The sequence below is a fragment of the Paenibacillus sp. sgz302190 genome, assembly GCF_059820445.1.
Genome location: NZ_JBZYAO010000033.1, coordinates 1 through 25225 on the forward strand (window position 1 = coordinate 1; position 25225 = coordinate 25225).

Sequence of the window (25225 nt, forward strand, 5' to 3'; positions counted from 1 at the left end):
TCAGGATATGAATAAGATTTTGGATGCAGAATTTATTAACCCGTTTGCGCCGCAGAAGGCAGGAGTGTTTGGAGGTATACCTGAAACAACAACGCTAAGGGAAATCTTGCAGGACGCAACGGGGAAAATATCGAATTATATGAAAAGCGAAGGCGATTCAGTTGGTCATGGAAAGGGTGGAGGTGGTTCGGGCTCTAAGGGGACGGGTAATGGTCAAAGACTCATCCCTGGTAGTCCTGGGGTTGTTACAGGTGGAAACTCTACAAAACTTGGTAAGAATATGATGGAGGAAATGGGCTTAAAACGTTCCCAAAAATGGTCGGGATATCAAGCCCAACATATCATTCCTTCGGAAATGAAATCACATCCAGTTATTCAGAAAATAGGGATGGATTTTGATAATGCTAATAATGGAGTATTCCTGAGAATACCTGATAATGACATTAGTACGATGGCTAGACACCAAGGCTATCATTCTGTTTATAATGAAGTTGTAGAAGGGGCATTAAATCGTATGGACATAAACCAAAGTGTTGATGTCTTGCAAAAGCAAGTCTATGCATTACAGAAGAATCTCAGATACCTCCAAGAAAAAGGATTGCCTCTTTATCCAAACCAAGGTGCTTCTGTGGAACTTTGGGAACGGAAATTGAGTCAATTGATGGAGTAATCCGATTTTATGAAAGGATGGTGTGTTTGCAATGAATAACGAAGAACTACAGAAGCTGAAGGACCTGTTATATAGTGAAGATAGTGAAAGCATTATTGTAGAAATCAAAAATATGAAGAATCCTCTGTATCTTCATGTATATGCCGCCAACTATAATTGGAATAGTGGCTTTGAAGTTCCGAACGCTATATTAAGCAATGAAAATTGTGATTTTGGAACAGGTCTGCTAATGTTTTATCATGCAGATGGCTATCGTCTACTCGAATCAAAAGACGTGGTCGTTGTCTCAACTTTGAGTGAATGGAAAGAGTTCATCTCAAAGTTGTATGAAAAAATATTTGATAATGACTTCTCTAATAAGTCAATTTCTTTTACTCCTCCATTAACAAAAGTACAAGCCTTTAAGCTAAGAAAGTCAAACCCTAGTAATCCTGATGTCTTCTTCGAGAAGTCGCCTGGTGATGACATAGAAATCCCAGTTCTCTAGTTTATCATATGGGGCTACCCAGTGCCGAATGAACTCATCATTCAACCAATAACAGACTTAATCCATGTAATACCCGTATATAGATTTAGCTATTTCATTTGTACGTACAGTAATGCTTGAAAAGTATAACCTAATTAACGCTGAAGCGTTACGTAGAACAGGTCGATTATGGTGAGATACCACCATGATTGACCTGTTTTTTGTTGTCTTCGTTTTCTCACATGATTTTCAAAATCTAATGCAACTGTAGAATACGCTGCCCCGAAAGGGACGATGGGAGGAACAAATATCGCAACTTCTAGCGTAGACAGCACGACCATTTATAGGAGGGCGGTCACAAAGATAGAGTTCCGCCGCCGCTCCCTCCCGCCCCGTTGGGCGGCTCTCCTGATGGCTGTGAAACCGCACAGAAGGATTTTACAGGAGTTTCCATGACTAGGGTAATCGGGGTATATCGCCCGATAACATGGCTCTAAGAGCCGCATAGATGCTTTAGACGCGGTGGGGAGAAATGTCAGAACGTCCAACAAGGTAGTCAAGGCTTACATCAAAATAATCTGCCAGTGCGTAAGCAATTTCTAAACTAGGGATTCGCGTTCCTCTTTCCCAATGACTTACGATAGTTCTGTCAACATCTAAGAAATCGGCAATATCTTGCTGTGAGATTGATTTCATAAGTCGTAAATTTTTTAAACGAGCCGCAAATATTTCTCGATTAAACATAAGAATAGCTCCTTGACTTGTGACTATATGTCACTATATAATCAAAGTATGATATGTGACTTTAAGTCACCTTAAAAGGTAGTACTATATTGATACTGAACAACGTAAGTTTACCAGTTTTGCAATATCAAGAAAAGAGTGCGTAAGAATTTTAGAAGCGTGACAGTAATCTGAATTTCTGTAACGGAGGGCAACTACAATGAACGTAATCGGCTATATTCGAGTGTCCACAGCAGGACAAGCCAAGGGTGGTTACAATTTATCTTACCAGCAAGAAGAAATTGAATCCTATTGCCAGCAGCAAGGCTGGAACCTGCTGCATGTATTCAGTGATGAAGGTATCAGCGGCGCAAAAGTAGATGAGGATACTTTGGAGGTTGATCGGCATGGTTTCCAAGACATGCTTTACCTCATCGCTATTCAACCTGTTCATGCTGTAGTCGTTTTGAACACCAACCGTCTATGGCGCGGCGATATTAACGGCTTGTTGGAGCTATTTCCTACATGGTCATTATCCGAATTGGCGTATCAGCTTCAAGTTGAATCTATTGGCGAGCACCAAGCCATTATTTAAGCGGTGGGCGATATGAGAAATCAATATGCCGCCTATGAACAAGAAGAAAAAAGCTTGCTCGGAATGATAGAAGTGTGTGAATCTTGCAAGAAATTAGTCCTTGAGTTTGTAAGGGAACAAAAAGGAAGTATAAAAGGCATTGTTATAGAAGACCTGCTTATGAGCATTTTTAAACTGGAAATGGAACAACGGGAAAATCTGCTTCATCTTCAATTAGCCATGACAGGATGGAGTCAAACTAATAACGAACGAACGTGATTTTACAGCAGCACTATTAAAAAATGGACAACATGACAGGAATAAAATAGAGAGGCTTGCGTCCTATTGCGAACCGAAAGATTAACGCTCGAACTGAGGTTGCCCCTATTCGATATCCCGTCATGTTGGAATACGAAACTGGATGAAAGTCAAATCGAAAACAAACTAAGCAGCTTCGATGACCTGATGAAGTTCGTCAAGAAGTAAACAGCAAAAGGCTTGACCCCTGTGTATGGATTAGAAGATACGGGCGGCAATGGCAGAACGTTAGCCGTTCATCCGGTGGAGAAGAAGCAAATCGTCAAGGAAGTCAATTCTGCCCTGAGCTTCTTTTCTTTTTAAGTTCGCTGAGCGGGTAAAATGTTCCTCTCCAGTAGATGCCGCCCTGCTTGAACGTCAGCCCGACCGACCGGATGATCGTATACAGCAGCAGCGCAGCGCTGACGGGGAGCAGGTAAGCTTCTTTGCCGCGCTCACCCATCAAGCCGAACATCAGCTTCCGGTACAGCACGATTTGCAGGATTACGCACAGGGCATATGCGGCGGCGGGCCAGATTCCGGTGAGGAGCATGCCGATCCATGGGAAAATAAAAAACAGCAGCTGCCCGATGCAGGCCAGCAGCGCGAACGACAAGTTGTAACCGAAGCCGGAAAAAAGATTTTTCTCAAGCCCTTTCACCGCATCGCGCAGCGTCGGGTACCACTCTACCTGAAGCGTATGCCTGGCCGATAAAACGCGCTGCTTGAATCCGGCTCCTTTCAGCTGAACGCCTAACTGAAGATCGTCGTCGGGTCTGAGCGCAATCGCTTTATGGGTGCCGACGGCCTCGTACGCCTGACGGCTCACCATATTAAAGGCGCCGATTCCCATGCCATGGCGTCTCGTATCGTCCCGGTTCGCATTCCAGGGGCGGACGAACAGCGAGAACGAAAAGAAAAAGAAATGAACGAATCCCCGCAGCAGAGTATGACGCGCGATCATGTTCGGGGCAAGGGTCAGATGCTCGACGCCGTGCCGCTTCATATAAGCGACAGCGTCGGAGACGGCGGTTGGCGAAAAAAGAATGTCGGCATCGGTAAACAGCAAATATTGCCCTCTCGCTTGCAAATAGCCTTGATAGAGGGCGTGATTTTTGCCCAGCCAGCCTTCGGGCAGCTGTGTGATGTGAATGATGCGCAGCGGGACGGAAATGCCGCTTTTCCGCTCCGACCATGCGCGCAGCTCTTCGAGCCGGACGCCGGTGGCGTCTTTGGAGCGGTCGTTGACGGCGATGATTTCAAGCCGCGGGTAATTTTGCGACAGCAGATGCCTGACCGTCTCCATGATGGTGCCTTCTTCTTCTTTGGCCGCGATGATGACCGATACTAGCGGGGGCTTGTCCGGAAGAGCGGCGCCACGGGGAAGCGTATGCAGCAGTTTCAGGCCTCTGAGCACGACCGCGCTCATCGCCAGCCAGTACAGAACGGTCAGGGAAGCGGCAAACCCAAGTATGGACATGGTGTACCTCCATGTGGAAGAATAGAAATTGACTGCATTATACCATTCGGAAAGAGCGGGGGGCAATGAGACCATGAAACAGGAGCCGGTCGTGCGTGAGGACCGTTATTGGAAAAAAATAAAGGGAGAAGAACTCGCCCCCTTTTTGCAAAAAATCGCCGGGGAGTGCGGGCTGGAGCCGCAGACTCTCGCTTTTGTATGTATCGGAACCGATCGTTCGACGGGAGATGCGCTGGGGCCGTTGGTCGGCTCACGGCTGGAGCAGGCGGGCTATCCGCATGTGATCGGCACGCTGGCGGCGCCATGCGACGCAAGCAATCTGGTTGAGCGGCTGCGGGAAATACCGCAAGGCTGCAGCGTCATTGCGATCGATGCATGCCTGGGCCGGAGGGAGTCCGTGGGCTTGTATCAAGTATCGAATCAGCCGATCGTTCCCGGCAAATCGGTGGGCAAGGCGCTTCCGCAGGTAGGGGATTTCACGATAGCGGCGATTGTCAACGCGGAGGGGCCGAAGCAGTATGCGATCCTCCAGACGACCTCGCTGTACAGCGTGCTCCGAATGGCGGAGGAAGTGGCGGATGCGATATTGCGGGCAGTTCCGCCGCCGCGCGAATCATAACAATGTTTGAAACCGGATCGGAGTGAGGACAGGTGAGGAACGGATTTGGCGAAGGCGTAAGCCATCATTTGGAGAAAAAGGGGAGAGCGGACAAAGCCAGTTTGAAAGATGTGTCGCTGCGCCGTATTTTGCGGCTTTTTCGCGGATATGGGGGGCAGTTGGCCGTCATTTTGCTGCTGGCGCTGCTGTCGGCCGTCATCGGGCTGATCCCTCCGCTCGTCATGCGGGAAATTATCGACAAAGCGATTCCGCAGGGCAGTTTGCGGCTGCTCGCGGAAATGGCGCTGCTCATGATTGCGCTCCCGGTCGGAAGCGGCGTGCTGGGGGTATGGCAAAATCATTTGAATACGAAAGTGACCCAAGGGGTGATGCGGGACCTGGGGCAGTCGCTCTATCGCAATTTGCAGCGGCAATCGATGTCCTTCTTCACGGACGCCAAGTCCGGCGAAATCGTACAGCGGCTGACAGGCGACGTCCAGGCGATTCAAAACGTCGTCACTTCGCTGGTCGTATCTTCCATTACGCACATCGTCATCGTCGGGACGACGGTCGTCATCTTGTTTGCCCTCGATTGGAAGCTGGCGATCGTGTCGCTGCTTATTTTACCGCTGTTCGTGCTGCCGGTGCGAAAAGTGTCCAAAATGCGCAAGCAGCTCCGCTTGGAGACGCAAAAGGTGCGAGGGGACATCGCCTCGCAGTTGAGCGAAAGCTTCGGCATCTCCGGGGCGCTGCTGACGCGCATTTTCGGCAGGGAGCGGGAGCAGGAAGCGGAGTACCGGTCCATGAACCAGAAGGTCATGGACCTGGAGCTGCGGCTGAACCTCGTCGGCCGCTGGTTCAACATGGCGACGGGCACGCTGGGGCCGCTGGGCACGGCGATCATTTATTTGTACGGCGGCTATTCGGTCATTACCGGAAGCATGACGATCGGCGGCATCGTCGCTTTCGCGGCGTATTTGGGCCGCCTGTACATGCCCGTGGGCACGCTGCTGAACCTGCAGGTGGAGGTCGCGACCGCGCTGGGCGTGTTCCAGCGCATTTTTGAATACGAGGACATGGAGCCCGATGTCCTCGAAAGCCCGGATGCGCGGCCGCTGCCGCCGATCCGCGGGCATGTGGCTTATAAGCAGGTGTCTTTTGCTTATAAGCCTGGGCAGTACGCGCTGCGCGGCGTCTCGTTCGAGGCGCAGCCAGGGGAGATGATCGCGCTCGTCGGGCCGAGCGGCGCGGGCAAATCGACGCTGATCGGCATGATCGCGCGGCTGTACGACCCGACGGAGGGCTCCGTCGAGGTTGACGGCGTGAACGTACGCGGCGTTCAGCTTGCTTCGCTGCGCAGCGGCATCGCGTACGTGACGCAGGAATCGTTCCTGTTTCACGCGACGATTCGCGAGAACCTGCTGTTTGCGAAGGCGGACGCAACGCAAGAGGAAATGGAGGCCGCGTGCCGCCAGGCCTACATTCACGACTTCATCGTGTCGCTGCCCCAAGGGTACGACACGAGGGTGGGCGAGCGCGGCCACAGGCTCTCCGGCGGCGAACGGCAGCGGATCGCCATCGCCCGCGCGATTTTGAAGCGCCCGCGCATCCTGATCCTCGATGAAGCGACCTCGCACCTGGACTCGGAGTCCGAGTCCTATGTGCAGGCCGCGCTCGAGGAGCTGATGCAGGGGCGCACGACGCTCGTGATCGCGCACCGCCTCTCCACGGTGCTGGCCGCCGATCACATTCTGGTGATCGAGGCGGGCAGCGTCGTGGAGCGGGGCACGCACAGCGAGCTGCTGGCGCTGGAGGGGCTGTATGCGCGCCTGTACCGCACGCAGTTCGCCAAGGCGGAAGCGGCTGAGGAGGCCGAAGCGTGAATGAGGGGAGTGCCGATTTCCGTTTTTTAGTATCGGGCGGTCACCATTTTTTTGCGGGTGTAAAATTCGACGCCGTCACGGCCGTTTGCGTGCAGATCGCCGTAGAACGACTTTTTGTAGCCGGAGAAGGGGAAGAAAGCCATCGGCGCAGGTACTCCCAGATTGATGCCGAGCATCCCTGCGTCGATATCTTCCCGGAACTGGCGCACGGCTTTGGCGCTGTCCGTGTAGAGGCAGGCGCCATTGGCGAATTCCGAGCGGTTGCTGATTTCGATCGCTTCGGTCAAATCTTTGGCCCGGACGATAGATAGCACCGGAGCGAAGATTTCATCCTTCCAAATCGTCATGTCAGGCCGCACATGATCGAAAATCGTCGGGCCGACGAAAAATCCCCGACCCCGGGCAGCGCTATCCTGCCTGCCGTCCCTCGTCAGCGCGGCGCCTTCCTGTTCGCCGATTTCGATGTAACGAAGCGTTCTTTGCTTGTTTTCTTCGCGAATGACGGGGCCGAGGAAAACACCCTCTTCAAGTCCGCTGCCGATCGTAATCGCGTTTGCCGCCTGGAGCAGTCGTTCCGCCAGCTCATCGGCGATATCGCCAACCGCGACGACGACGGCACAAGCCATGCAGCGTTCGCCGGCGGAGCCGAATGCGGCGTTGACAATGTTGGTCACGGCGTTGTCCAAATCGGCGTCTGGCATAACGATTGAGTGGTTTTTGGCGCCTGCCAGCGCTTGCACTCTTTTGCCGTGAGCGGTTCCTGTTTGATATACAAACTCGGCGATAGGCTGGGACCCGACAAAAGAGATGGCCTTGATGTCGGGATGTTCGAGCATGCCGTTCACGACCTCGCGGGCGCCATGCACAATGTTGAGCACGCCGTCGGGCAGCCCCGCTTCCCGGAACAGCTCGGCCAGGCGGTTCGCCAGCAGCGGCGTCCGTTCGGACGGCTTGAGCACGAAAGCATTTCCGCAAGCGATCGCCAGCGGGAACATCCAGCAAGGCACCATCATCGGAAAGTTGAAAGGGGAAATGCCGCCGACGACGCCAAGCGGATAGCGGTACATGCCGGATTCAACGCCGGTGGCGATGTCCGGGAGCTGGCTGCCCATCATCAGTGTCGGGATGCCTGCGGCAAATTCGACGCATTCGATGCCGCGCTGCACTTCACCGTAAGCTTCGCCATAGCTTTTGCCGTTCTCCATCGTCACAATCCGGGCAAGCTCCTCCCAATGCCGGACCAGCAGCTGCTGATAGCTGAACAATATTCTCGCGCGGCGCGGTACGGCTATTTTTTTCCATGACTCAAAAGCTTTGCTTGCCGCCTGAGCCGCCAAATCCACATCTTCCTCCGTCGAGATGGGCACGCGCGCAATGATTTCGCCTGTCGCCGGATTCGGCACATCCTCGTAACGCCCGCCAGACGCCTCTACCCATCGTCCGCCTATAAAATTTTTTATTTTTACCGCTTCACTCGCTGTAGTCATCGAAAATCCCCCTTTTGCCAGTATCATTCTCTTATTTAGTATAAAAACTGCGAGACCCTAAAACATTAGACACATTGTGTAAAAGATGCGTTAATTTTTTTACAAATTGAAACGGAGAAGGGAAATCCCCCTGTGTAAAAGCGATGATTTCTTGCAGCAAACCTGATATGGGGAATTTCCGGGCATTGCTGTTTAGGCATGCGGCATCCCACGTAGGGGGGCAAATAGCGCCAGGAGAAGCCGAACGTCTGCGATAATGCGGCGTTGGTGAAGCCGACCGGTCTGCGTTCAACGCAGCGGAAATCCTGCGCAGCAAAGGTGGGTCTCCAAAGCCCGCACGCCGGCTCGCAACGATGAGAATGCATAGTTCCTTGTGGAATAGTTAGGTGACGCTGCACTTTTGCTGCTCAAAGGCTTGGCGTAGGTGGTTGGGAAGTAGCTAGTCAGCCCGAAAAATTGCAATGGTCAAACTGTGGGGGGGAGTCGCGAGACTTTTGTTAGGGTAGCCGGAAGGGGTGCAAAAATTGGGGTGCGGCCATTTGTGAAGCGGCTAGTCAGCCTGAAAACTGCAATGGTCAAACTGTGGGGGGAGTCGCGAGATTTTTGTTAGGGTAGCCGGAAGGGGTGCAAAAATTGGGATGCGGCCATTCGCGAAGCGGTTAGTCAGCCCGAAAAACTGCAAAAGTGCAGGCTTTTTCCGGGAAAGTGACTCGTTTTAGCGAAAAGCCTGCGATTGTACAGGAATTTTCGATGAATATGAGTCTGAGCCCATATTCGCGGCGAAAAGCCTGCACATTTGCAGGAATTTTTCGTAGCCAGCGTATCTATGCGCAAAAACCTGCTTTTTTGCAGGTTTTCTTCGCGTAGCCGTGCAGAATTGTCGCCGGCTCTGCATAGCCAGGCGAAAGTGCCCGCTGGCTTCGCGTAGCCAGGCATAATTGCCGCTGGCTCTTGCGTACGACAGCCTGCGCCCCGGATCATCAAGCACCCCGCAACGGTGCGCTCTCGCAAAAAAAACGCCTCGCACCACTTGTATAGTGGTATTGGAGGCGTTTTTTGGTTTACTTGCGGGCCGGTTTCGTTGAATCAGGCTCATTTGTTTTCGATATAGGAATCCTCGCCGTTCGGCTGCGGGCCTTTTTCGAGTTTTACTTCCTCACGAAGCAAATAGCCGAAAAAGAGGATGTAATACGTTACGATGACAAAGAAAATGCCGGCCGTCGTCGGATCTTTGGCGAATTGGGAAGGATCGGCGGGGTTCGCGGCGCCGGGATTGGGCATTGTCGCCATAACGACGATCCGGTAAGCGATACGGCCTAAAAACAGCACTAAAACCGTGATCTCAATCCATATATGAGTCCGGTAATACCAGCCGTCGGCGCGGTGCTCGAAGCGGGTATGGCGGATCGCGGCAAGCCCCAGAGCGGCTCCGGCGGCCACACCGACGGCATCGCCTATGAAATAAACCGGATGGACGAAGCCAAGCGATAGAATTAAAAGTCCGATAATGCCGAACATGACGATCCGGAACTTGAGTCTGCCGCGCGATAATTTTTGAAATCCGATGGTTCGTTTGGTGCGGCGGTAAATGATCAAACCCGCGACAAGGATCGGAATTGCGTAGTGCGACCAGGTTTGCACGGTTTTTCCTCCAGACTATATGATCAGGTGATTCCATTGTAGCAAAATTAGACGGTCTGTCATTAAAAATATTATTCCGTTTACAAAAATCCGTCATACACTTAATAGTATGTCGATACACTTACTATTACACACATATTGTACCGCAAGGAGTTGGCTGAACAATGGCTCTAATTACTCATGTCAATATTTGCAATGCCGACAACGAAATATATTGCTGTCTGCGTAACAAGGTTGTAAAGCTGGACGCCGCTCAGCATCAACATTTTTGCAGCAGCTGCAAAATGCATGCCGGCGATGCCGATGGCGGCGGTGTCGCCTGCAACTGGGAAGATCTTCGGGATATCAGCAATCCTCATTATGCGCTGGACCCGAACAAAGAATTTGCCAGCAACCAAGTTCGACAAGTGCCGCCGGAAGGTCCGGCCCCATTATTATTTTATAGCTGATGAAGAAACACATCTTGTTTGATTTTGACGGGACGTTGGTCGATTCCAGGGCTTTGCTTGTGAAGCTTTATAATGAACTGGCTGCCGAACACCGGTTTCGTAAAATCCGCAATCTGGATCTAATGCTGCTGCGCTCCCTATCCATTTCCGAACGTGTGGAGTGGCTGGGGGTGCCTGTGCTGCAAATTCCGAAGCTTATTTTGACGGCCAGGCAGCGCTACCAGGAAAACATCCGCTTTTTGCATATCGTTCCCGGTATGAAAGAAGTAATCGGCAGACTTATCGCCGAAGGCCACAAGCTTTCCATCCTGTCTTCCAATTCGACGAGCAATATCCGCCAGATTTTGCGGAACAACAAGCTGGAACATGCGTTCTACGAGATCGTATCGGCGAAGCATTTGGACGGGAAGCATCAATCGATTCGAAAAATTTTGAAGCGGTGGGGGGTTTCGCCTTCGCAAATCGCGTATGTGGGCGACGAGCTGCGGGATATTGAAGCCTGCAGGAAGCTGGGCGTGCCCATAATCGCCGTGACGTGGGGTTACGACGCTCCCGTGCTGCTTCGCCGCGGAAGACCCGACTATGTGGTCGGCGAACCGTCCGAGCTTTTGAAAATTCTCTTGACCTTGACGTAACGTTAAGGTCTATTTTGCATATAAGAGCAGCGCGCGCAAGCTCGGAGTCTGGAGGGTGAACTCAGCCCGCCAGACTCCTCAAAATGTTTTCGTATGAGAGGATGCTTTATGGACAAAGAACAGCTTCAGGAGCTTTACACGCAAGAATCGTATTATTGGGGAAAAGAGCCCAACCGGATGGCGCTGATGGTACCGCGCTACGGTCATGGCGGCTATGCCGTTGATTTGGGGGCGGGTGAAGGGCGTGACAGCGTATTTTTGGCGCAGCACGGTTACAGGGTGCTGGCCGTCGATACCTCCCCGGCTGGGCTGGCCAAGGCGGTCCGGCTTGCCGGGGAAGCGGGGGTGCATGTGGATACGCAGGAAGGGGATATCAATACCTTTCAGCTTGAACAGCCGGTCGATCTTCTTTATTCGATAGGAGCGCTCCAATATATCCGCCCCGAAAGGCGGCTGAAGCAGTTTGCCCAGTGGAAATCCAATACCCGAGCGGGCGGGCTGCACGTCTTGTTTGCTTTTAACGAGCACCCGGATGTGGAGATAGCGCCGGACTGGGGAGTGAACGAATATTTGTACAAACCCGGCGAACTGCAGGATCATTACGCGGATTGGGAGCAGCCGTACGTCGAAGAGTACATATTTGACTGCAATTCCTCCGGGGTCCCGCACTGCCATGCCGCAACGATTGTGATCGCCCGCAAGCCGGAATAACGAAACTGTTGAGGATTTTCCTGAAAAGCGTAACTTTGTCTTGTATGTATTTCAGGCGATTGCTGATACAGTAGAAGAAAACCGGATTTGGACGGGCAACGCGTCCATGGGAACCGAAAGGGAATGATGGAATGGACACAGCAGGCGGCAAGCGTCTTGCCTTGAATTTGCAAGGGATAACGAAGCGAGTGCGGCCGGGCACGCTGCGGTTAGGCGGTCAAAACCCGCAAGGGGATCGGATTTCTTTTACCAATTATTACATGGAATGGAACGGCAGGCCGTTTTTCGGCATTGCGGGCGAGTTTCATTACTCCCGTTATCCCGATGAGGGATGGGAGGAAGCTCTGTTAAAAATGAAGGCGGCGGGCGTGAATATCGTCGCTACCTACATTTTTTGGATTCATCACGAAGAAGAGGAAGGGCGGTTTTGCTGGGACGGCAATTTGCAGCTGCGCAAATTTATTGAATTGTGCGGCAAGCACGGGCTGCATCTGATTTTGCGGGTCGGGCCATTTTGCCATGGTGAGTGCCGCAATGGAGGGATTCCCGATTGGCTGTACGGCAGACCGTTCGAGGTCCGTTCCAACGATGGGGCTTATCTGGCTTATGTGACCCGGCTCTACAAAGAAATCGGTAAGCAAGCCGAAGGCCTGATGTTCAAGGACGGCGGTCCGGTTATCGGCATCCAGCTGGAAAATGAATATATGCATGCAGGCGCGCCTTGGGAGCATACGAACGGGCAGAGCAACGAATTCGTACCGGCCGGCGAGGACGGGGCGGAGCATATGAGGGAATTGAAGCGGCTCGCTTTGGAAGCTGGATTGGTTGCGCCGATTTATACGTCTACCGGTTGGGGCGGGGCGCCTGTGCTGGAGGACGAAGTGCTGCCACTCTATGGAGGTTATGCGTACACGCCCTGGAATGTCAACGAAAATCAGCCTGAGCAGCCGCCGACGACCGAGTTTTTGTTTGCGGACTATCATAACAATGCGCGCCAGGCTCACGGGTTTGAGCCGCCTTACGAGCCGGAAAACTATCCCTATGCCTGCTGCGAGATGGGCGGAGGAATGCAGGCCTGGTATTTGGCGCGGTTTCAGGTGGAGCCGGAGAGCGTGCAGGCGATGACGCTGCAAAAAATCGCCGGAGGCTGCAATTTTATCGGCTACTACGTCTTCCATGGCGGTACCCAGCCCGTAGGCAAACATGCTTACATGAACGAGAAAACGTGTCCGAAAATATCCTATGACTATCAGGCGCCGATCGGCGAATTCGGTCAAGTCCGCGAGTCGTACCGCAGGCTGAAGGGGCTGTTCACCTTCCTGCGCAGCTTCGGCGAAACGCTCTGCGATACGGCCACAGTGCTGCCGGACAATGCCGCGCTGCTGACCCCGGCCGATACGGAGCATGTGCGTTATGCGGCCCGCGCGCGCGACGGAGCGGGGTATTTGTTCCTGAACAACTTTCAGGATCATGTGGAGATGAAAGATCATCACGACGTGTCGATTGCGCTGGAGCTGGACGGCGAGACGCTGCGGGTACCCGAATCGGGCGGATTCACGCTACGGCGGAACGTTTCGGCTATGCTTCCTTTTCATTTGGACCTGGACGGCATTCTTTTGAAATATGCGACCGCTCAGCCGCTTACGAAAATCGGGGCGGGAGATGAGACCGTTTATTTCTTCTTCACGCCTGAAGGCATGGAGGCGGAGTTTGCTTTCGCCGGTCCGGATTTGGCGGGCGTGGAATCCGATGGCGGCTCGGTGCAGCGTGCGGGGGCGCGGACGTTAGTTCGGTTTGGTCCGGACGGCCAGGGCGTGATCCGTTTGAAAAAAACGGACGGAACCGCCGTGCAGATCAGGCTGCTCACCCATGAGCAGTCGCTGCGGTTGTATGACGTGAGCGTCTGGGGCGAGCACAGATTGATTTTGTCGGAAAGCCCGGTCGCCGTGCTTGACGATCAGCTTCGACTGTTTCACCGTGACGGGGGAACTGTTGAATTCGGCGTGTTTGCAGCGGAACGGCTGACACTTTCCTGCTCTGCCGGCGCGGGAACGCTGACGCCGACAGGGGAGGCGGAAGCGGGATTCGCACGCTACCGCCTGGAGCTTCCGCCGAATCGGCTGGAAGCGGAGGTGCAGTTGATCGGCGGCCGCAAAGCGGTGGTGCGAATTCCCGAATCTGCATGGAGTCTGCCTAACCTGCATGAATGGTTCCTGTCCGTCGAATACGAAGGCGACATCGGCAGCGCTTTTATAGGCGGCAAGCTTGTCGGCGACCATTTCTGGAACGGCGATGCATGGGAGCTTGGATTGACCCGCCTGGAAGCGCAGCTGCATGCTCAGCCGCTTGACGTAGTCGTCGTTCCGGCCCGCCGGGGGACAATCGTAACCAGCGATTCGGCCATGGCCATCCAGCAGACGTTCGTCGGCCAGGAAGTAGCCCAAATCCGCTCCGTTCGCCTCATCCCGGAGGTTTGCCTAACGGTTGCCAAGGGGTAGACGGAGGGCTATTTTCACCTATGGAGCAATCGCAACTAGATCTCAAACGAATTTCGCTGTGGAGCTTATCCTGGCCGATCGCGGTCGAAATGCTTCTTCAGTTTTTGATGGGAACCGTCGATTCGCTGATGGTCAGTAGTATCGGGGATAACGCGGTTTCGGCGGTTGGGCTTTCCAATCAAGTTATTCAATCCATAATGACGGTATTTTTTCTTATCAATTCAGGAGCGGGTGTCGTAGTCGCCCGGAAATGGGGAGCGGGAAAAACCGCTGAGGCGCGCAGGACGGCATTTATGGCGATCAAAATAAACCTCACCGGCGGTCTGGCGCTCAGCATGCTCCTCTGCATGTTGGCGGAACCTATCGTTCGGCTGATGAACGCCCCCGGCGAAGTGCACGATTACGCCGTTACGTACCTAAGAATCGTCGGCGCCGGGATGTTCGTGACGGTGCTCCACCTCAGCATCTCGTCTTTCATCCGCAGCACGGGGAACACGCGGGGGCCGATGGTCGTTTCCATCGGTATGAATCTGATCCATGCGGCGTCGAATTCCGTATTGATATTCGGTTTGCTCGGCTTTCCGACGCTCGGCATTCTGGGCGTGTCGATCTCGACTCTGGCAAGCCGTTCCGCTGCATTGCTATGCTGCATGTGGCTGCTGTATCAGGCATTCAGGCACGGTATGCGCCGGCTGGACTGGAAAGGCTATGACAGACCGTTAATGAGGGAAATGCTGTCGATTGGCGTGCCTTCGATTTTTACATCGGTATCCTGGGGATTGTCGCAGGTTGTTGTGCTTTCCATTGTGTCCTCGCTTGGTGAGACGCAGCTTGCCTCCTTCACGTATTTGAACGTGATTCAGCAGTTTCCGTGGGTTATCGGTTCCGCTGTCGGCGCTGCCGTGTCCATTCAAGTGGGACAATTGTTCGGAGCCGGGCGGCATGACCTTGTGAGACGCAGCCCTTACCTGGGCGCCAGAGCCGGTATGGCCGCAACGCTCTGCGCCGCTCTGCTCGCCTGGTACTTCGCGCGCACAGCTTTGGGGTGGTTCACCCGGGATCAAGAGGTGATTGCGGCTGCGCTGCCTGTTTTCACATTTTGCCTTGTGTGGCAGCCGCTGCGCATCTGGACCTTCTGTCTGACCAACGCTTTGAATGTCGTCGGCCATGCCAGGTTTGTGGCTGTCATCAGCGTGCTGGGTATGTGGCTGACGACAACCGGCGGCGCATATTTGTTCGGGATTACGGCTGGCTGGGGGATCTACGGCATTTTTGCCGCCTATATGGTCGACGAAACGTTCCGGGCCGTATTGGCTTGGCGCCGTTGGAAACGCGGCATAGCCCAGCCGAAGGAGCAGGGTGCTGCCCCGGCGGTTGGAACATAGAGGAGGGAGCGACGGAGCATGCCTTAAGGGCGTGCTCAGAGCCGATAGCCACAATCTTCCTGGCGATGGTGGTGCTGCCGGTGCGGTGTGGTGTGGTGCGAAGAAAACCTGCAAATATACATCAATTTGCACCCTTAATCCGCTGGACGCGAACAATTCCTGCAATTGTGCAGTTTTTTCACTTCGTGCGTGGGCTCGGGCTCATTTTCGCCGGAAATTCCTGCACTTTCGCAGGCATTTGCCAAAATGAAGCTTTTCCGCAGGAAAAACCTGCACTTTTGCAGGTTTTCTCCTGTCCTGGTTTGTCAAACCGCCTCATGACCGTCCGCCATGCAGCGGCATCCCCCGCACCAGGACAGGTGCGAGATGGAGAGCACGGTTGTGCCGAACATTGTCGCTTCTCCAGTTCCTCTAAGCCTAATACGTATAACCCATGGATCACCCGCGTAAAAACTTTTTTGTGGAAATATGTTAGATTATGGGTTGATATGGAACTTGTATTGAAACTAATGTACTATTTTCATAGTTTTAAATACCTAATAACCAAGTGAAATTGAAAAGGCAAACCTGACCGAAAGACAGGGACGCAAAGCCACGGGTCTACTTCTATGGGGTGCAAGTCGTCAGACATCCTCAGGAAACGGCAGCCGGGCCGCCAACAGCAGTTGGTTTTTTGTTTTGCGGCAAGTAGTGTAATGCGAGGAGGAAGCCAGGTGCAAATATGTGTAGACACGTCGACGCTGCGAGCGACGGCCAGCGAGCTTCGCACGACCATCGGGACGCTGGAGCGCATCCAAAGCCAGCTCCGCAGCGCAATGAACGGGCTTGCGATGTCCAGCCGGCATCGGTCCGATGTGGATAGCGGCTACCAATCGATTGACCGGATGCTGCAAGAACTGCGCTACGAACTGCAGCAAATCCAGGACTTCACCACGAAAAAAGCGAATCAATTCGATGAGGCGGACGGGAAGAGCAAGGGGTTCAGCATGAGCGGCGCTCTTTCTTTTGTGAAGAATGCCGTCAACAAAGGGTTTAGTTTTCTTTCTCCGATTAGCAACACCGCAAGGTTGATGTCGGCGTTATTTGGCAGCGGCCAAGCCGCCGGGAAGCAATCCAACTTCAAGGAACTGGGATTGACAGCCTTAGAAGCCTACGCGACAATGGTGAATAAGAGCGCCAAGTTGATGGATTATTTGGAGGTCCCGAGCACTTTTGTCACGAAATCGCTGGATAGCTTCCAGGAAATCGGGAAGGACATGATAAAAGGATTCGAAGAACGCGCCGCCCACTCCCTGGACTCCCCTGCTGATTTTTTGAATTATGTAACCATGGGTATTCCAAAAGGCATCAACGACGGTCTACAAAATAGGGCAAACAAAATGATGGATTCTCCCTACGATTTTGCCAATTGGCTGAGCATGGGGGCCGTCGAAACGGTCAAGGAGGCATTGGATCCGAAAGAAGCGCTCTCCAAGGAGCATTGGATGGCGAGCTTTGGGCTGGCTTCCATGATCACGGGAGGGACATCGGCGCTTATTTCGAAGGGGAAGCCTGCTTTAGGGAATACGGCCAGAGGAATCGGCGAAGCAGACCAGGGAACTCCTCCGTAAACGATCAAACCGCCTGAGAAGCCACATGAGAGACCAAATGAGAAGCTGCCAGAGGGTGAGGGACGAGGAAATCTTAAATTTAAAAATGTAGGGGAATACTTTGAATATATCAGTGAAATAGGAAAACGAACGGATTTAACTGCTGAACAGAAGTTTGAAAAGATTCATGAAGCGTATGCTGCGTTAGAAGTTAAAGGTGATGTTACAGTTGTCTCTGACATGAAATTCCTGAAGCCTGAAGGATTTGGACCAAACGGCAGAATGATTGTAGATTGGCCAGATAATCTGGGATTTGTAGAAGATTCAATCCAATCTATCAACAGAAAAAATCCTTTGCCAGAACAATGGGATAGAGTTGGGGGGAAGGCTGGGGAGAATTTCACTACTTTACCTAATAACGGTGTACCATTCACTTATGATCAACGTGCAATTCCTTATGTGGAAAATTTAACAGCAAGGCATGAAGGAACTTTCTTAAAGGATTCGTATTTTGATGCCATTGATGCTATCAAGAGTGGAAATCTTGAAGAGTTGAATCGAATTGTAAGTGCAAATGAAAAGAAGCCTGTTTCTAATATTGAGTTTGACAGATTTAAGGCACAATACACAAGTCTCCAGGAAAATGTAAAACAAGCCGTTGGAAATGTGGATGCAACTTATGGATTGAAAGGCACTGCTGCACCATGGACTAGTAGCTCTACAGGTGAGGTATTAATGAATGGTGGGGCAGAGCAAATTGTAACACCGTTGAATGGAGAAATACTGGAGAGAATGGGGATTATACCAAAATATTAGGGGTGTTTGTAATGACTAAGGAAGAGCTTCTAATGAAACTGGAGTCTGAAAAAATCAATATTGGTGAGTATATCATGGTACTTGATAGCATAACAGATGAACCGCTTGTAATGGGCTGTGTCTTTGATAAAGGTATGTGGAAAATTTATGAGACAAGGGAACGTGGAGGTCATTATATCATCAAGGAAATAGATAATGAAAATGAAGCGTTTGATTATTTTTATGAGTTGCTATTAAGTAGACATAACTATTTGACTCAAAATAATTAGAGTCATACTTTAGAGAATAAGGCCTAAGAGAAATTACAAGAGTGATTTCAACCAATAAAAGACCCCCCTTCTCCACGTTGCGAGTGGAAATGGGGGGTCTTTTGCTTCAGCTTGCGCGGGCAGGCGCTTTGGCGATCGCTCCGCCTGACTTTACACCCGGCGCAGCGGCGCCAAGGTGCCGTCGCGCTCTTCCAGCTCGAGGATGATCGGGCGCTCCTCGGGGTTCACGTTCGGGGCGTGGATGGTGAGCAGCAGCCTGCCCGCAAAATCGCGGAACAGCATGCCGTGGCCGCCATCCTCGCCGAATACGGGCGCTGCGTCGTGCACCCATGGGCCCGTAACGAGCCCGGACTGCGACCGGGCGAGACCCATCGCGTAGCCTTGGCGGCCTCCGCTCGACCAGAGCATGACAAGCTCTCCGTCTTTCATCCGGTAGAGGAAAGGGCCGTCCGTCACGTATTGCCCCTCCTTGCCGCCGACCGACCATGGCGCCTCCGAGGCGCGGAACAGCAGCATAGGCTCGCCTACAGTTCCCGTCAAATCCTCTTTCAGCCTTACGGCATACATTTCTCCGTCCGTAACCTGCAGCCATTCCCTGCAAAAAATCATCCAAGGCGCGCGCTGCTCATCCAGGAATAAAGTCCCGTCCAAACATTCCCAGTCCTCCGGCGTCACCGGATCTGTCCCATGTGGTACAAAAGGCCCCTCCGGGCTGTCCGATACGAGAATTTGCGTAGCGCGGCACCGGCCTTCGGCTTTGAACGAGGCGAACATATAAAAGCGCCCCTCGTAAATATGAACTTCAGGGGCCCAGTAATGATGATCGGACCAGAAGCTTTCGTCCGGGCGGAAAACGGCCTTCGGCCCGTCCCAATGAACAAGGTCGGAGCTGGTGTAAACATCGAAGCCGTGCGGCTTTCCCGACCAAGCGGTAAGGCCGGCGGTTCCGTACAAGTAATAAACGCCTTCCTGCGGAACGGGCAAAATAAAAGGATCTCTGAAATTGATTTGCGAAAGTGGAAGTGAAGTCATGCGCTATGGCCTCCATAATCAAATATATGTCTAGCTAATTATAGTAAAAAATATAAGATAAAATAAGAGCGGATTTATATCGAAACTGAATAGAACTTTCGAACTACATGTGCTATGATTATATAGGACTATATATTTGTCGAAAGAACGACCGAAATGGGAGAGGATTTCATGTCAGCCGCAAGACAGGAGTTAGTTGATGAATTTTTCCAAATGATTCGCAAATTGAATCGTACGGGAACAGATATTCATCATGTCAGAGACTTTTTCTGGAAAGTTTCGGGGCTTCGTTCCTTCGTACCTCCGACCGTTGAGTTTATGACGGTTTTGAAAAATTACAATGCCGTTTTGTTCCATGAATTTAAAAGTTCGCTGGTGCCGAACTCCAGTATGCATATTCTGGCCGGTCTCCACATGGAAGCCGGGGCAGCACTGATCAGCTTGGGGATTACCACCGTGGAAGAACTCGAGACGGCTGTCAGGGGCTCGGGCAAGTCCGCCAAGTCGGTGAAATCGTGTAGAGCCGTTTAACCGTCATCCAATGAAAAACCTCCAAAACCACTGAAGCGAGTGGAGTTTGGAGGTTTTTTATTTTGCCTTAATCCCCGTTTTGCTGCTGCAGGGCGGCCCGGAGTTTATCGGCGAGGCTGTTGCCTACGCCCGAATTGTCGGAGTACTGCTCGATCAGCTGGCGGTTCGCCTTGGCCGCTGCCCGCCGGCCGCCGCCACCGCCGCCGTTTTCGTTCTCCAGCTTCTCGACCACGTTGCAGGGGCGGCATTGAAAATATTTTCCGGCCTTGCCCGTATGAATTTCCATCTTTTTGTGGCACTGCGGGCAGCGCCGGTTGGACAACTGCCCGTCAGCCTCGCGCCTGTAGGAGCATTCCCGGCTGGAACAGGCGAGATATCGCCCGCGTTTGCCCTTGATTTCCTGCAGCAGCTCGCCGCAATCGGGACATTTGCTGTGCGTAAGATTGTGCGGCTTGTAAGCCGCGGAGCTCCGCTTGATTTCGCCGACCAGTTCGGCAGCTTTGGCGCGAATGCCGCTCAGGAACTGGTCCATGCTGCCCTGGCCTTTGGCGATCCGCTCCAGCTCCAGCTCCCACCCGGCGGTCAGTTCGGGGGAGCGCAGCTCTTCGGAGGCGAGCTCGATCAATTGGACTCCTTTGCCCGTCGGCAGCAGGAGCGAGCCTTGGCGTTCGATGGTGTCCGAGGACACCAGCTTTTCGATAATATCGGCCCGCGTGGCGGGCGTTCCGAGATTGTGCTTTTCCATCTGCGACAGCAGCGCAGCTTCCGTGTAGCGGCCGGGCGGCTTCGTCTGCCTGGCGAGCTGGCGGCTGCTCCTGACGTCCAGTACGTCGCCGGATTTGACCTGCGGCAGCAGTTGGGCCGTCTCCTCCTCGGCCCCGGCGTCATCGCGGTCCGGGTCGGAGAAGTCCGCTGCGCCGTACACTTCTTTCCAGCCCGCCTGCTTGATGACTTTACCCGAAGCATACAGCTTCTCGCCGGCGATTTCCAGAGTCAGCCGGGTTTCGTCATATTTGCACGGCTCGTGGAACAGCGCCAGAAATCTTCGCACGATCAGGTCGTAGAGACGCCTTTCGTCCGCGCTCAGCGCCGCCAGCGAGACCGCTTCTCCGGTAGGAATGATCGCGTGATGGTCGCTGACCTTGCTGTCGTCGACGATCCGTTTCGTTATTTTCAGCGGCTTCCGGATAAACGGGGCGGCCAGAGCGGCATACGGGCCGATGGCGGTTCCCTTAAGCCTTCCCGGCAGCGTAGCGGCCATGTCGGAAGTCAAGTAACGCGAGTCCGTCCGCGGATAAGTGACGATTTTGTACTGCTCGTACAGCCTTTGCAGCACATTCGAAGTCTGCTTGGCGGAAAAGCCGAATTTGCGGTTGGCGTCGCGCTGCAATTCCGTCAAATCGTACGCGAGCGGATGCGGAATCTGCTTCTCGGTCTGCTGGACAGCGGCGATTTTCGCCTTCTGGCCCTGCAGTTTCGCTTTCAGCGCGTCCGCCCGCTCGCGGTCAAAAATGCGCGTATCGCCGGTCTTCGGATCCCTCCACAGCGCGCGGAAAGAGCCGAAATCGGCCTCGATCAGCCAGTAATCGACGGAGCGGAACTCGCGAATCTCCGTTTCGCGGCGCATCAGCGTCGCGAGCGTCGGCGTCTGCACGCGGCCGGCCGACAAAGAGGCGTTGAACTTGCTCGTCAACGCCCGGGTCACATTGAGGCCGATCAGCCAATCGGCCTCCGAACGGCACACGGCTGATTGGTACAGCCGGTTGTAGTCGGTGCCGGGCTTCAGCCGGGCGAAGCCCTCGCGGATCGCCTGATCCGTCTGCGACGAAATCCAAAGCCGCTTGAACGGCTTTTTCCAACGGATCAGCTCCATAATCCAGCGGGCGACGAGCTCGCCTTCGCGCCCCGCGTCGGTGGCGATGACCATCTCCGCGAGGTCCGGCCGCTTGCTCAGCTGCTCGATCGCACGGTATTGGTGCGACGTTTCCTTGATGACCTTGAGCTTCATGCGCTCGGGTATAATGGGCAGGTCTTCCAGGTTCCACGTTTTATAGCGCGGATCGTAGTCGTCAGGCTCTGCGAGCGTGACCAAATGTCCGAGCGCCCACGTTACGACGTATTTGGGACCTTCATGGTGGTGTTTGTGCTTTTGATTGCAGCCGAGCACGCGGGCGATTTCCTTCGCTACGCTGGGCTTTTCGGCCAATACTAATATTTTCATATAAATAGGCGACCTCATCTCACTTTTATTCTGGCAAAACTAGACATGAAATACGAGCGACCAGACCTGCTTGCCGATCAGCAGTACCGTAACCAGCACGAACAGCGGCTTGACGAAAGTGCTGCCCTTGCGAATGGCCACCTGGGAGCCAACGAGCGCTCCTGCGATCATGGCGATCCCCATAGGCAGCCCGTAATAAATATTGACGGATTTCATCAGGAAAAAGGTGCCCAGGCTCGCGATATTGCTGGCCAGGTTCAGCACTTTGGCGTTCGCGGACGCGCCGACGAAATCAAAGCCGACCATCAGGAACAGGAAGATCAGGAACGATCCTGTGCCCGGACCGAAAAAACCGTCGTAAAAGCCGATGACGAAAGCCCCGGCAGTGAGCAGCAGCGTTGTTTTCGGCGTCAGCCCGGCGAATGTCGAGGCGGCGCCCCAATTTTTTTTGAAGAGCGTGTACAGCGTTACGGCAACGAGCATGCCGACGACAAGCGGTTTTAAAAAGTCGGACGGAATTTGCTTGACGGTATAGCTGCCTAATATGGCGCCGACAAAAGAGAGCGGGAATAGCGATAGCGATAGCCGCATATTAATCTTTTTGGACAATAAAAAAGAGCCTGTGCTCGCCAGAGAGGACATCGTGCCGCCCAATTTGTTGGTTCCGAGGCCAAAAACGGGAGGAAGCCCGGCGAAGAGCAGGGCAGGCAGGGAGATCAATCCGCCGCCGCCGACGACGGAATCGATGAAAGCGGCGAGAAAGCCGACGACAATAAGAAACAAGAGCATGTGCAAAGTTGGATAATCCATCATAAGTATTCAGGCTCCTTAGTGTGCGATACAAGTTAGCATAAGCCAAAATGGGGCCATTTTCAATGGAGTATCGTTGACAGTGGGAGGGGGCGGAAGTACAATGGGGCTATAAACGCGCGTTTATGAAAGCGAGGCAATAGTCATTGAAAAAGACGGAAACCAATAGCGAAGAAATCGCGAAGCTGGCCGGCGTTTCCCGGAGCACAGTCAGCAGAGTCATTAATAACTATTCCAACGTGCCCGAGAAGACGCGCGCCAAAGTCATGAAGATCATCGAGCAGCATAATTATTTCCCGAATTTGTCGGCCCGGGTGCTGGCCGGGAAGAAGACGAGAACGATCGGCTTGTTTTTCATCGAATCCGGCCATGTGGCGGGAGACATACTCAGCAATTTAATGATTGTGAGCATTATCGAATACGCCTCGTCGTTCGACTACTACGTTTTGACGAATATTATCCGCAATCCGAAGGACCCGAAGCAGGCGTCGCGCATCAAAGAGACGTTCTTTCAGAGACGCATCGACGGCGGCATATTCATAGGCGCGGCCAATGATGAGCCGGTTATCGAGCAGCTCATAGCCGAAGGCTTCATGGTGGCGATCTTCGATCAAAACCTGCCGGGACACAATGAACCGAACCGCATTGTCGTCAACTTCGACTACGATGAAAGCGTCAATGCCGCAGTCGATTATCTGGTCGGTTTGAATCATACGAGAATCGGCATTATCAACGGAGACATGAAGCGCTATGCGGGCCCGTCCAAATATCAGGCTTTTCTGAACGCCATGAGCCGGCACCGTTTGACCGTTGAAGCAGGGTGGGTGCTGCCTGGCGATTTTAACGAAACGAGCGGATTTCAGGCCGTTCAGCAGCTGCTGGCGCAAACGCCGGAGCTGCCTACGGCGCTTGTTGCCGCCAATGACAGCGTCGCGTTCGGGGCCATACGCGCCCTGCAGCAAGCCGGGATCAACGTGCCGGGGGATATTTCGGTAATCGGTTTTGACGACCATGCGCTGAGCGCTCGTTTTCAGCCGGGACTGACGACGTTCCGCATGGATTTCGAGTCGATGATGCTCAAATTGACGCAGCTGCTGATTGAAAATATCGAGCATGGAGCCAAAGATTTCAACAAGGTGCTGATTCAATCCAAATTAGTTGTCAGGGACTCGTGCAAGCCGCTCTGACATACGTGTTTACAAAAAACGCGCAAAAGGGAGATCGGACATGGACAATAACATTTTGGGAACGAAAGTTATCGCGCAAATCGGGCTGCTAGTTCACGACATTGACAAGACAAGCCAGACGTATGCGGATTTTTTCGGCGTGGAGAAGCCGAAGTGGTTTTGGACGGATACGGTCGACGTCACGCAAGCCGAATATCGGGGAGAACGGATGGAAGCAAGATGCAAGCTGGCTTTTTTCGACATGGGCTCGCTGCAGCTTGAGCTGATCGAACCGGACGAAAAGCCGAGCGTATGGCGCGACTGGCTCGACAGAGACGGCGAAGGCTTCCATCACATCGCTTTTATTATCGACGGCATGAAAGAGAAAATCGCGATCATGGAGCGGAGCGGGATGCCGCTGCTGCAAAAAGGCGAGTACACCGGCGGGCGCTATGCCTACCTGGACAGCGTGCCGCAGCTGAAGCTGATGATCGAATTGCTGGAGAACGATAAAAAATAATAGTCAAACCGCCGAACCTGGAAGTATCATTAGAGAAGAAAGCAGGCTGATAAAGCGGGGGGATTCCTTTGAATATTTTCATTACAGGCGCGAATCGCGGCCTCGGCTTCGCGTTGGCGGAGCTTGGCGCGGAGCGGGGGCACACGGTATATGCGGGCGTCCGCGATCCGGAATCGGCCGCTGATTTGAAAGCGCTTCATGGACGATACCCGGAGCGGGTTATTCCGATCGCGCTTCATGTGACCGAGGAAGCGTCCGTGGCCGCTGCCGCACAAGCTTTGCGCGAAAGCGGCGCGGCGCTCGACGCGATTGTCAACAACGCGGCGATTTTGCTGGGCCGTTCCGCCGCGATCGAAGAGCTGGAGCTGTCCGACGTTGCCGACTCGTTTGCCGTTAACTTGTTCGGCCCGCTGCTTGTGGTCAAGCACTTTTTGCCGCTTGTCGCCAAAGGCGCGCAGGCGAGGGTCGTCAACATCAGCTCCGAAGCGGGCAGCATGGCCGGAGCTTACGGGGGCGACTACCCGTACGCGCTGTCGAAAGCCGCGCTCAATTATTTTTCGCTGCAGTTGAGACGCTATTTGCAGGAGGATGGGGTGCGGGTATTCGCGGTCCATCCGGGATGGATTCGGACGGATATGGGCGGCGAGTCCGCTCCGGGCGATCCGGCCGCCGCGGCCGCAGGCATTCTCGGCCTGTTGGACGGCACGACAGCGGTCGCGCACGATGCCATGTTCGTCGATCACACCGGACAGCCCATGCCGCTCTAAGGAATAC

General features: G+C 53.4%; 24 protein-coding genes, 1 pseudogene and 1 riboswitch. Of the genes and pseudogenes, 17 read left to right on the top strand and 8 right to left on the bottom strand.

Annotation, left to right across the window (positions count from 1 at the left end; all coding sequences use genetic code 11):
* The first annotated feature begins 7 nt into the window (after positions 1-7).
* Positions 8-670 (top strand): AHH domain-containing protein, encoded by a 663-nt coding sequence (locus tag AC6RNO_RS27265; RefSeq protein WP_497107466.1) that lies wholly within the window; start codon positions 8-10, stop codon positions 668-670.
* Positions 671-701: 31 nt separating this feature from the next.
* Positions 702-1157: a DUF4274 domain-containing protein gene (locus AC6RNO_RS27270; RefSeq protein WP_497107399.1), complete on the top strand. Its 456-nt coding sequence runs from the start codon at positions 702-704 to the stop codon at positions 1155-1157.
* A 492-nt stretch (positions 1158-1649) separates the two neighbouring features.
* Here the strand turns inward: AC6RNO_RS27270 and AC6RNO_RS27275 are convergent, their stop codons facing one another.
* The gene (locus AC6RNO_RS27275) at positions 1650-1880 is read right to left on the bottom strand and encodes a helix-turn-helix domain-containing protein (RefSeq protein ID WP_497107400.1); all 231 of its coding nucleotides are present in this window, start codon (positions 1878-1880) and stop codon (positions 1650-1652) included.
* 199 nt (positions 1881-2079) lie between these two features.
* Between AC6RNO_RS27275 and AC6RNO_RS27280 the strand changes: the two are divergent.
* Positions 2080-2358 (top strand): annotated as a pseudogene (locus AC6RNO_RS27280) (recombinase family protein); the annotation flags it as partial.
* 108 nt (positions 2359-2466) lie between these two features.
* On the top strand, positions 2467-2712 hold the full coding sequence (locus AC6RNO_RS27285; RefSeq protein ID WP_497107401.1) for a hypothetical protein: 246 nt from the start codon (positions 2467-2469) through the stop codon (positions 2710-2712).
* 310 nt (positions 2713-3022) lie between these two features.
* Here AC6RNO_RS27285 and AC6RNO_RS27290 read toward each other — a convergent pair whose 3' ends face one another.
* Positions 3023-4210 (bottom strand): glycosyltransferase, encoded by a 1188-nt coding sequence (locus AC6RNO_RS27290; protein WP_497107402.1) that lies wholly within the window; start codon positions 4208-4210, stop codon positions 3023-3025.
* Between the two features lie 73 nt (positions 4211-4283).
* Here AC6RNO_RS27290 and yyaC point away from each other — a divergent pair, with 73 nt between their 5' ends.
* Together yyaC and AC6RNO_RS27300 are read left to right on the top strand one after the other, a co-directional pair.
* Positions 4284-4829, top strand: coding sequence for a spore protease YyaC (gene yyaC, locus AC6RNO_RS27295; RefSeq protein WP_488438293.1), 546 nt, complete (start codon positions 4284-4286; stop codon positions 4827-4829).
* A gap of 32 nt (positions 4830-4861) precedes the next feature.
* Positions 4862-6691, top strand: coding sequence for an ABC transporter transmembrane domain-containing protein (locus AC6RNO_RS27300; protein WP_497107403.1), 1830 nt, complete (start codon positions 4862-4864; stop codon positions 6689-6691).
* Between the two features lie 26 nt (positions 6692-6717).
* Here the strand turns inward: AC6RNO_RS27300 and AC6RNO_RS27305 are convergent, their stop codons facing one another.
* From AC6RNO_RS27305 to AC6RNO_RS27315, 3 genes are all read right to left on the bottom strand, one after another.
* On the bottom strand, positions 6718-8178 hold the full coding sequence (locus AC6RNO_RS27305) for a CoA-acylating methylmalonate-semialdehyde dehydrogenase (protein WP_497107404.1): 1461 nt from the start codon (positions 8176-8178) through the stop codon (positions 6718-6720).
* A gap of 1092 nt (positions 8179-9270) precedes the next feature.
* The gene (locus tag AC6RNO_RS27310; RefSeq protein ID WP_474685193.1) at positions 9271-9819 is read right to left on the bottom strand and encodes a CcdC protein domain-containing protein; all 549 of its coding nucleotides are present in this window, start codon (positions 9817-9819) and stop codon (positions 9271-9273) included.
* Positions 9820-9989: 170 nt separating this feature from the next.
* Positions 9990-10217, bottom strand: a complete 228-nt coding sequence (locus AC6RNO_RS27315) for a hypothetical protein (RefSeq protein WP_474685194.1) — start codon at positions 10215-10217, stop codon at positions 9990-9992.
* Between the two features lie 65 nt (positions 10218-10282).
* On the opposite strand from AC6RNO_RS27315, the gene AC6RNO_RS27320 reads away from it, so the two are divergent.
* The 7 genes from AC6RNO_RS27320 (at position 10283) to AC6RNO_RS27350 (ending at position 18171) form a co-directional block, all read left to right on the top strand.
* Positions 10283-10903, top strand: coding sequence for an HAD-IA family hydrolase (locus AC6RNO_RS27320; protein WP_474685195.1), 621 nt, complete (start codon positions 10283-10285; stop codon positions 10901-10903).
* Positions 10904-11011: 108 nt separating this feature from the next.
* The gene (locus AC6RNO_RS27325; protein ID WP_497107405.1) at positions 11012-11614 is read left to right on the top strand and encodes a methyltransferase domain-containing protein; all 603 of its coding nucleotides are present in this window, start codon (positions 11012-11014) and stop codon (positions 11612-11614) included.
* Positions 11615-11745: 131 nt separating this feature from the next.
* A complete protein-coding gene (locus AC6RNO_RS27330) occupies positions 11746-14112 on the top strand; it encodes a beta-galactosidase (RefSeq protein WP_497107406.1) in 2367 nt (788 codons plus the stop codon).
* Positions 14113-14132: 20 nt separating this feature from the next.
* The gene (locus tag AC6RNO_RS27335) at positions 14133-15497 is read left to right on the top strand and encodes an MATE family efflux transporter (RefSeq protein ID WP_497107407.1); all 1365 of its coding nucleotides are present in this window, start codon (positions 14133-14135) and stop codon (positions 15495-15497) included.
* 550 nt (positions 15498-16047) lie between these two features.
* Positions 16048-16157: riboswitch (cyclic di-GMP riboswitch) on the top strand.
* Positions 16158-16210: 53 nt separating this feature from the next.
* Positions 16211-17107: a WXG100 family type VII secretion target gene (locus AC6RNO_RS27340; protein WP_497107408.1), complete on the top strand. Its 897-nt coding sequence runs from the start codon at positions 16211-16213 to the stop codon at positions 17105-17107.
* A gap of 219 nt (positions 17108-17326) precedes the next feature.
* Complete coding sequence (locus tag AC6RNO_RS27345) at positions 17327-17902, top strand: hypothetical protein (protein WP_497107409.1); 576 nt, start codon at positions 17327-17329, stop codon at positions 17900-17902.
* 11 nt (positions 17903-17913) lie between these two features.
* On the top strand, positions 17914-18171 hold the full coding sequence (locus AC6RNO_RS27350; protein ID WP_474685200.1) for a hypothetical protein: 258 nt from the start codon (positions 17914-17916) through the stop codon (positions 18169-18171).
* A gap of 150 nt (positions 18172-18321) precedes the next feature.
* Here the strand turns inward: AC6RNO_RS27350 and AC6RNO_RS27355 are convergent, their stop codons facing one another.
* A complete protein-coding gene (locus tag AC6RNO_RS27355; RefSeq protein WP_497107410.1) occupies positions 18322-19203 on the bottom strand; it encodes a family 43 glycosylhydrolase in 882 nt (293 codons plus the stop codon).
* Between the two features lie 171 nt (positions 19204-19374).
* Here AC6RNO_RS27355 and AC6RNO_RS27360 point away from each other — a divergent pair, with 171 nt between their 5' ends.
* Positions 19375-19734: a hypothetical protein gene (locus AC6RNO_RS27360; RefSeq protein ID WP_497107411.1), complete on the top strand. Its 360-nt coding sequence runs from the start codon at positions 19375-19377 to the stop codon at positions 19732-19734.
* 67 nt (positions 19735-19801) lie between these two features.
* On the opposite strand, the gene AC6RNO_RS27365 is transcribed toward AC6RNO_RS27360, so the two are convergent.
* Complete coding sequence (locus AC6RNO_RS27365) at positions 19802-21955, bottom strand: DNA topoisomerase 3 (RefSeq protein ID WP_497107412.1); 2154 nt, start codon at positions 21953-21955, stop codon at positions 19802-19804.
* 39 nt (positions 21956-21994) lie between these two features.
* The gene (locus AC6RNO_RS27370; protein ID WP_497107467.1) at positions 21995-22765 is read right to left on the bottom strand and encodes a TSUP family transporter; all 771 of its coding nucleotides are present in this window, start codon (positions 22763-22765) and stop codon (positions 21995-21997) included.
* 146 nt (positions 22766-22911) lie between these two features.
* On the opposite strand from AC6RNO_RS27370, the gene AC6RNO_RS27375 reads away from it, so the two are divergent.
* The 3 genes from AC6RNO_RS27375 (at position 22912) to AC6RNO_RS27385 (ending at position 25218) form a co-directional block, all read left to right on the top strand.
* Positions 22912-23952: a substrate-binding domain-containing protein gene (locus AC6RNO_RS27375; RefSeq protein WP_497107414.1), complete on the top strand. Its 1041-nt coding sequence runs from the start codon at positions 22912-22914 to the stop codon at positions 23950-23952.
* 40 nt (positions 23953-23992) lie between these two features.
* Positions 23993-24451, top strand: a complete 459-nt coding sequence (locus tag AC6RNO_RS27380) for a VOC family protein (protein ID WP_497107415.1) — start codon at positions 23993-23995, stop codon at positions 24449-24451.
* Positions 24452-24519: 68 nt separating this feature from the next.
* On the top strand, positions 24520-25218 hold the full coding sequence (locus tag AC6RNO_RS27385; RefSeq protein ID WP_497107417.1) for an SDR family NAD(P)-dependent oxidoreductase: 699 nt from the start codon (positions 24520-24522) through the stop codon (positions 25216-25218).
* Positions 25219-25225: the final 7 nt, after the last annotated feature.

Excerpts from the sequence above, each read along its gene's own strand:
- AC6RNO_RS27265 (WP_497107466.1), top strand. The coding sequence starts at position 8 with ATGAATAAGATTTTGGATGCAGAATTTATTAACCCGTTTGCGCCGCAG.
- AC6RNO_RS27270 (WP_497107399.1), top strand. The coding sequence starts at position 702 with ATGAATAACGAAGAACTACAGAAGCTGAAGGACCTGTTATATAGTGAA.
- AC6RNO_RS27275 (WP_497107400.1), bottom strand. The coding sequence starts at position 1,880 with ATGTTTAATCGAGAAATATTTGCGGCTCGTTTAAAAAATTTACGACTT.
- AC6RNO_RS27285 (WP_497107401.1), top strand. The coding sequence starts at position 2,467 with ATGAGAAATCAATATGCCGCCTATGAACAAGAAGAAAAAAGCTTGCTC.
- AC6RNO_RS27290 (WP_497107402.1), bottom strand. The coding sequence starts at position 4,210 with ATGTCCATACTTGGGTTTGCCGCTTCCCTGACCGTTCTGTACTGGCTG.
- yyaC (WP_488438293.1), top strand. The coding sequence starts at position 4,284 with ATGAAACAGGAGCCGGTCGTGCGTGAGGACCGTTATTGGAAAAAAATA.
- AC6RNO_RS27305 (WP_497107404.1), bottom strand. The coding sequence starts at position 8,178 with ATGACTACAGCGAGTGAAGCGGTAAAAATAAAAAATTTTATAGGCGGA.
- AC6RNO_RS27325 (WP_497107405.1), top strand. The coding sequence starts at position 11,012 with ATGGACAAAGAACAGCTTCAGGAGCTTTACACGCAAGAATCGTATTAT.
- AC6RNO_RS27330 (WP_497107406.1), top strand. The coding sequence starts at position 11,746 with ATGGACACAGCAGGCGGCAAGCGTCTTGCCTTGAATTTGCAAGGGATA.
- AC6RNO_RS27335 (WP_497107407.1), top strand. The coding sequence starts at position 14,133 with ATGGAGCAATCGCAACTAGATCTCAAACGAATTTCGCTGTGGAGCTTA.
- AC6RNO_RS27345 (WP_497107409.1), top strand. The coding sequence starts at position 17,327 with ATGAAATTCCTGAAGCCTGAAGGATTTGGACCAAACGGCAGAATGATT.
- AC6RNO_RS27350 (WP_474685200.1), top strand. The coding sequence starts at position 17,914 with ATGACTAAGGAAGAGCTTCTAATGAAACTGGAGTCTGAAAAAATCAAT.
- AC6RNO_RS27355 (WP_497107410.1), bottom strand. The coding sequence starts at position 19,203 with ATGACTTCACTTCCACTTTCGCAAATCAATTTCAGAGATCCTTTTATT.
- AC6RNO_RS27360 (WP_497107411.1), top strand. The coding sequence starts at position 19,375 with ATGTCAGCCGCAAGACAGGAGTTAGTTGATGAATTTTTCCAAATGATT.
- AC6RNO_RS27365 (WP_497107412.1), bottom strand. The coding sequence starts at position 21,955 with ATGAAAATATTAGTATTGGCCGAAAAGCCCAGCGTAGCGAAGGAAATC.
- AC6RNO_RS27370 (WP_497107467.1), bottom strand. The coding sequence starts at position 22,765 with ATGGATTATCCAACTTTGCACATGCTCTTGTTTCTTATTGTCGTCGGC.
- AC6RNO_RS27380 (WP_497107415.1), top strand. The coding sequence starts at position 23,993 with ATGGACAATAACATTTTGGGAACGAAAGTTATCGCGCAAATCGGGCTG.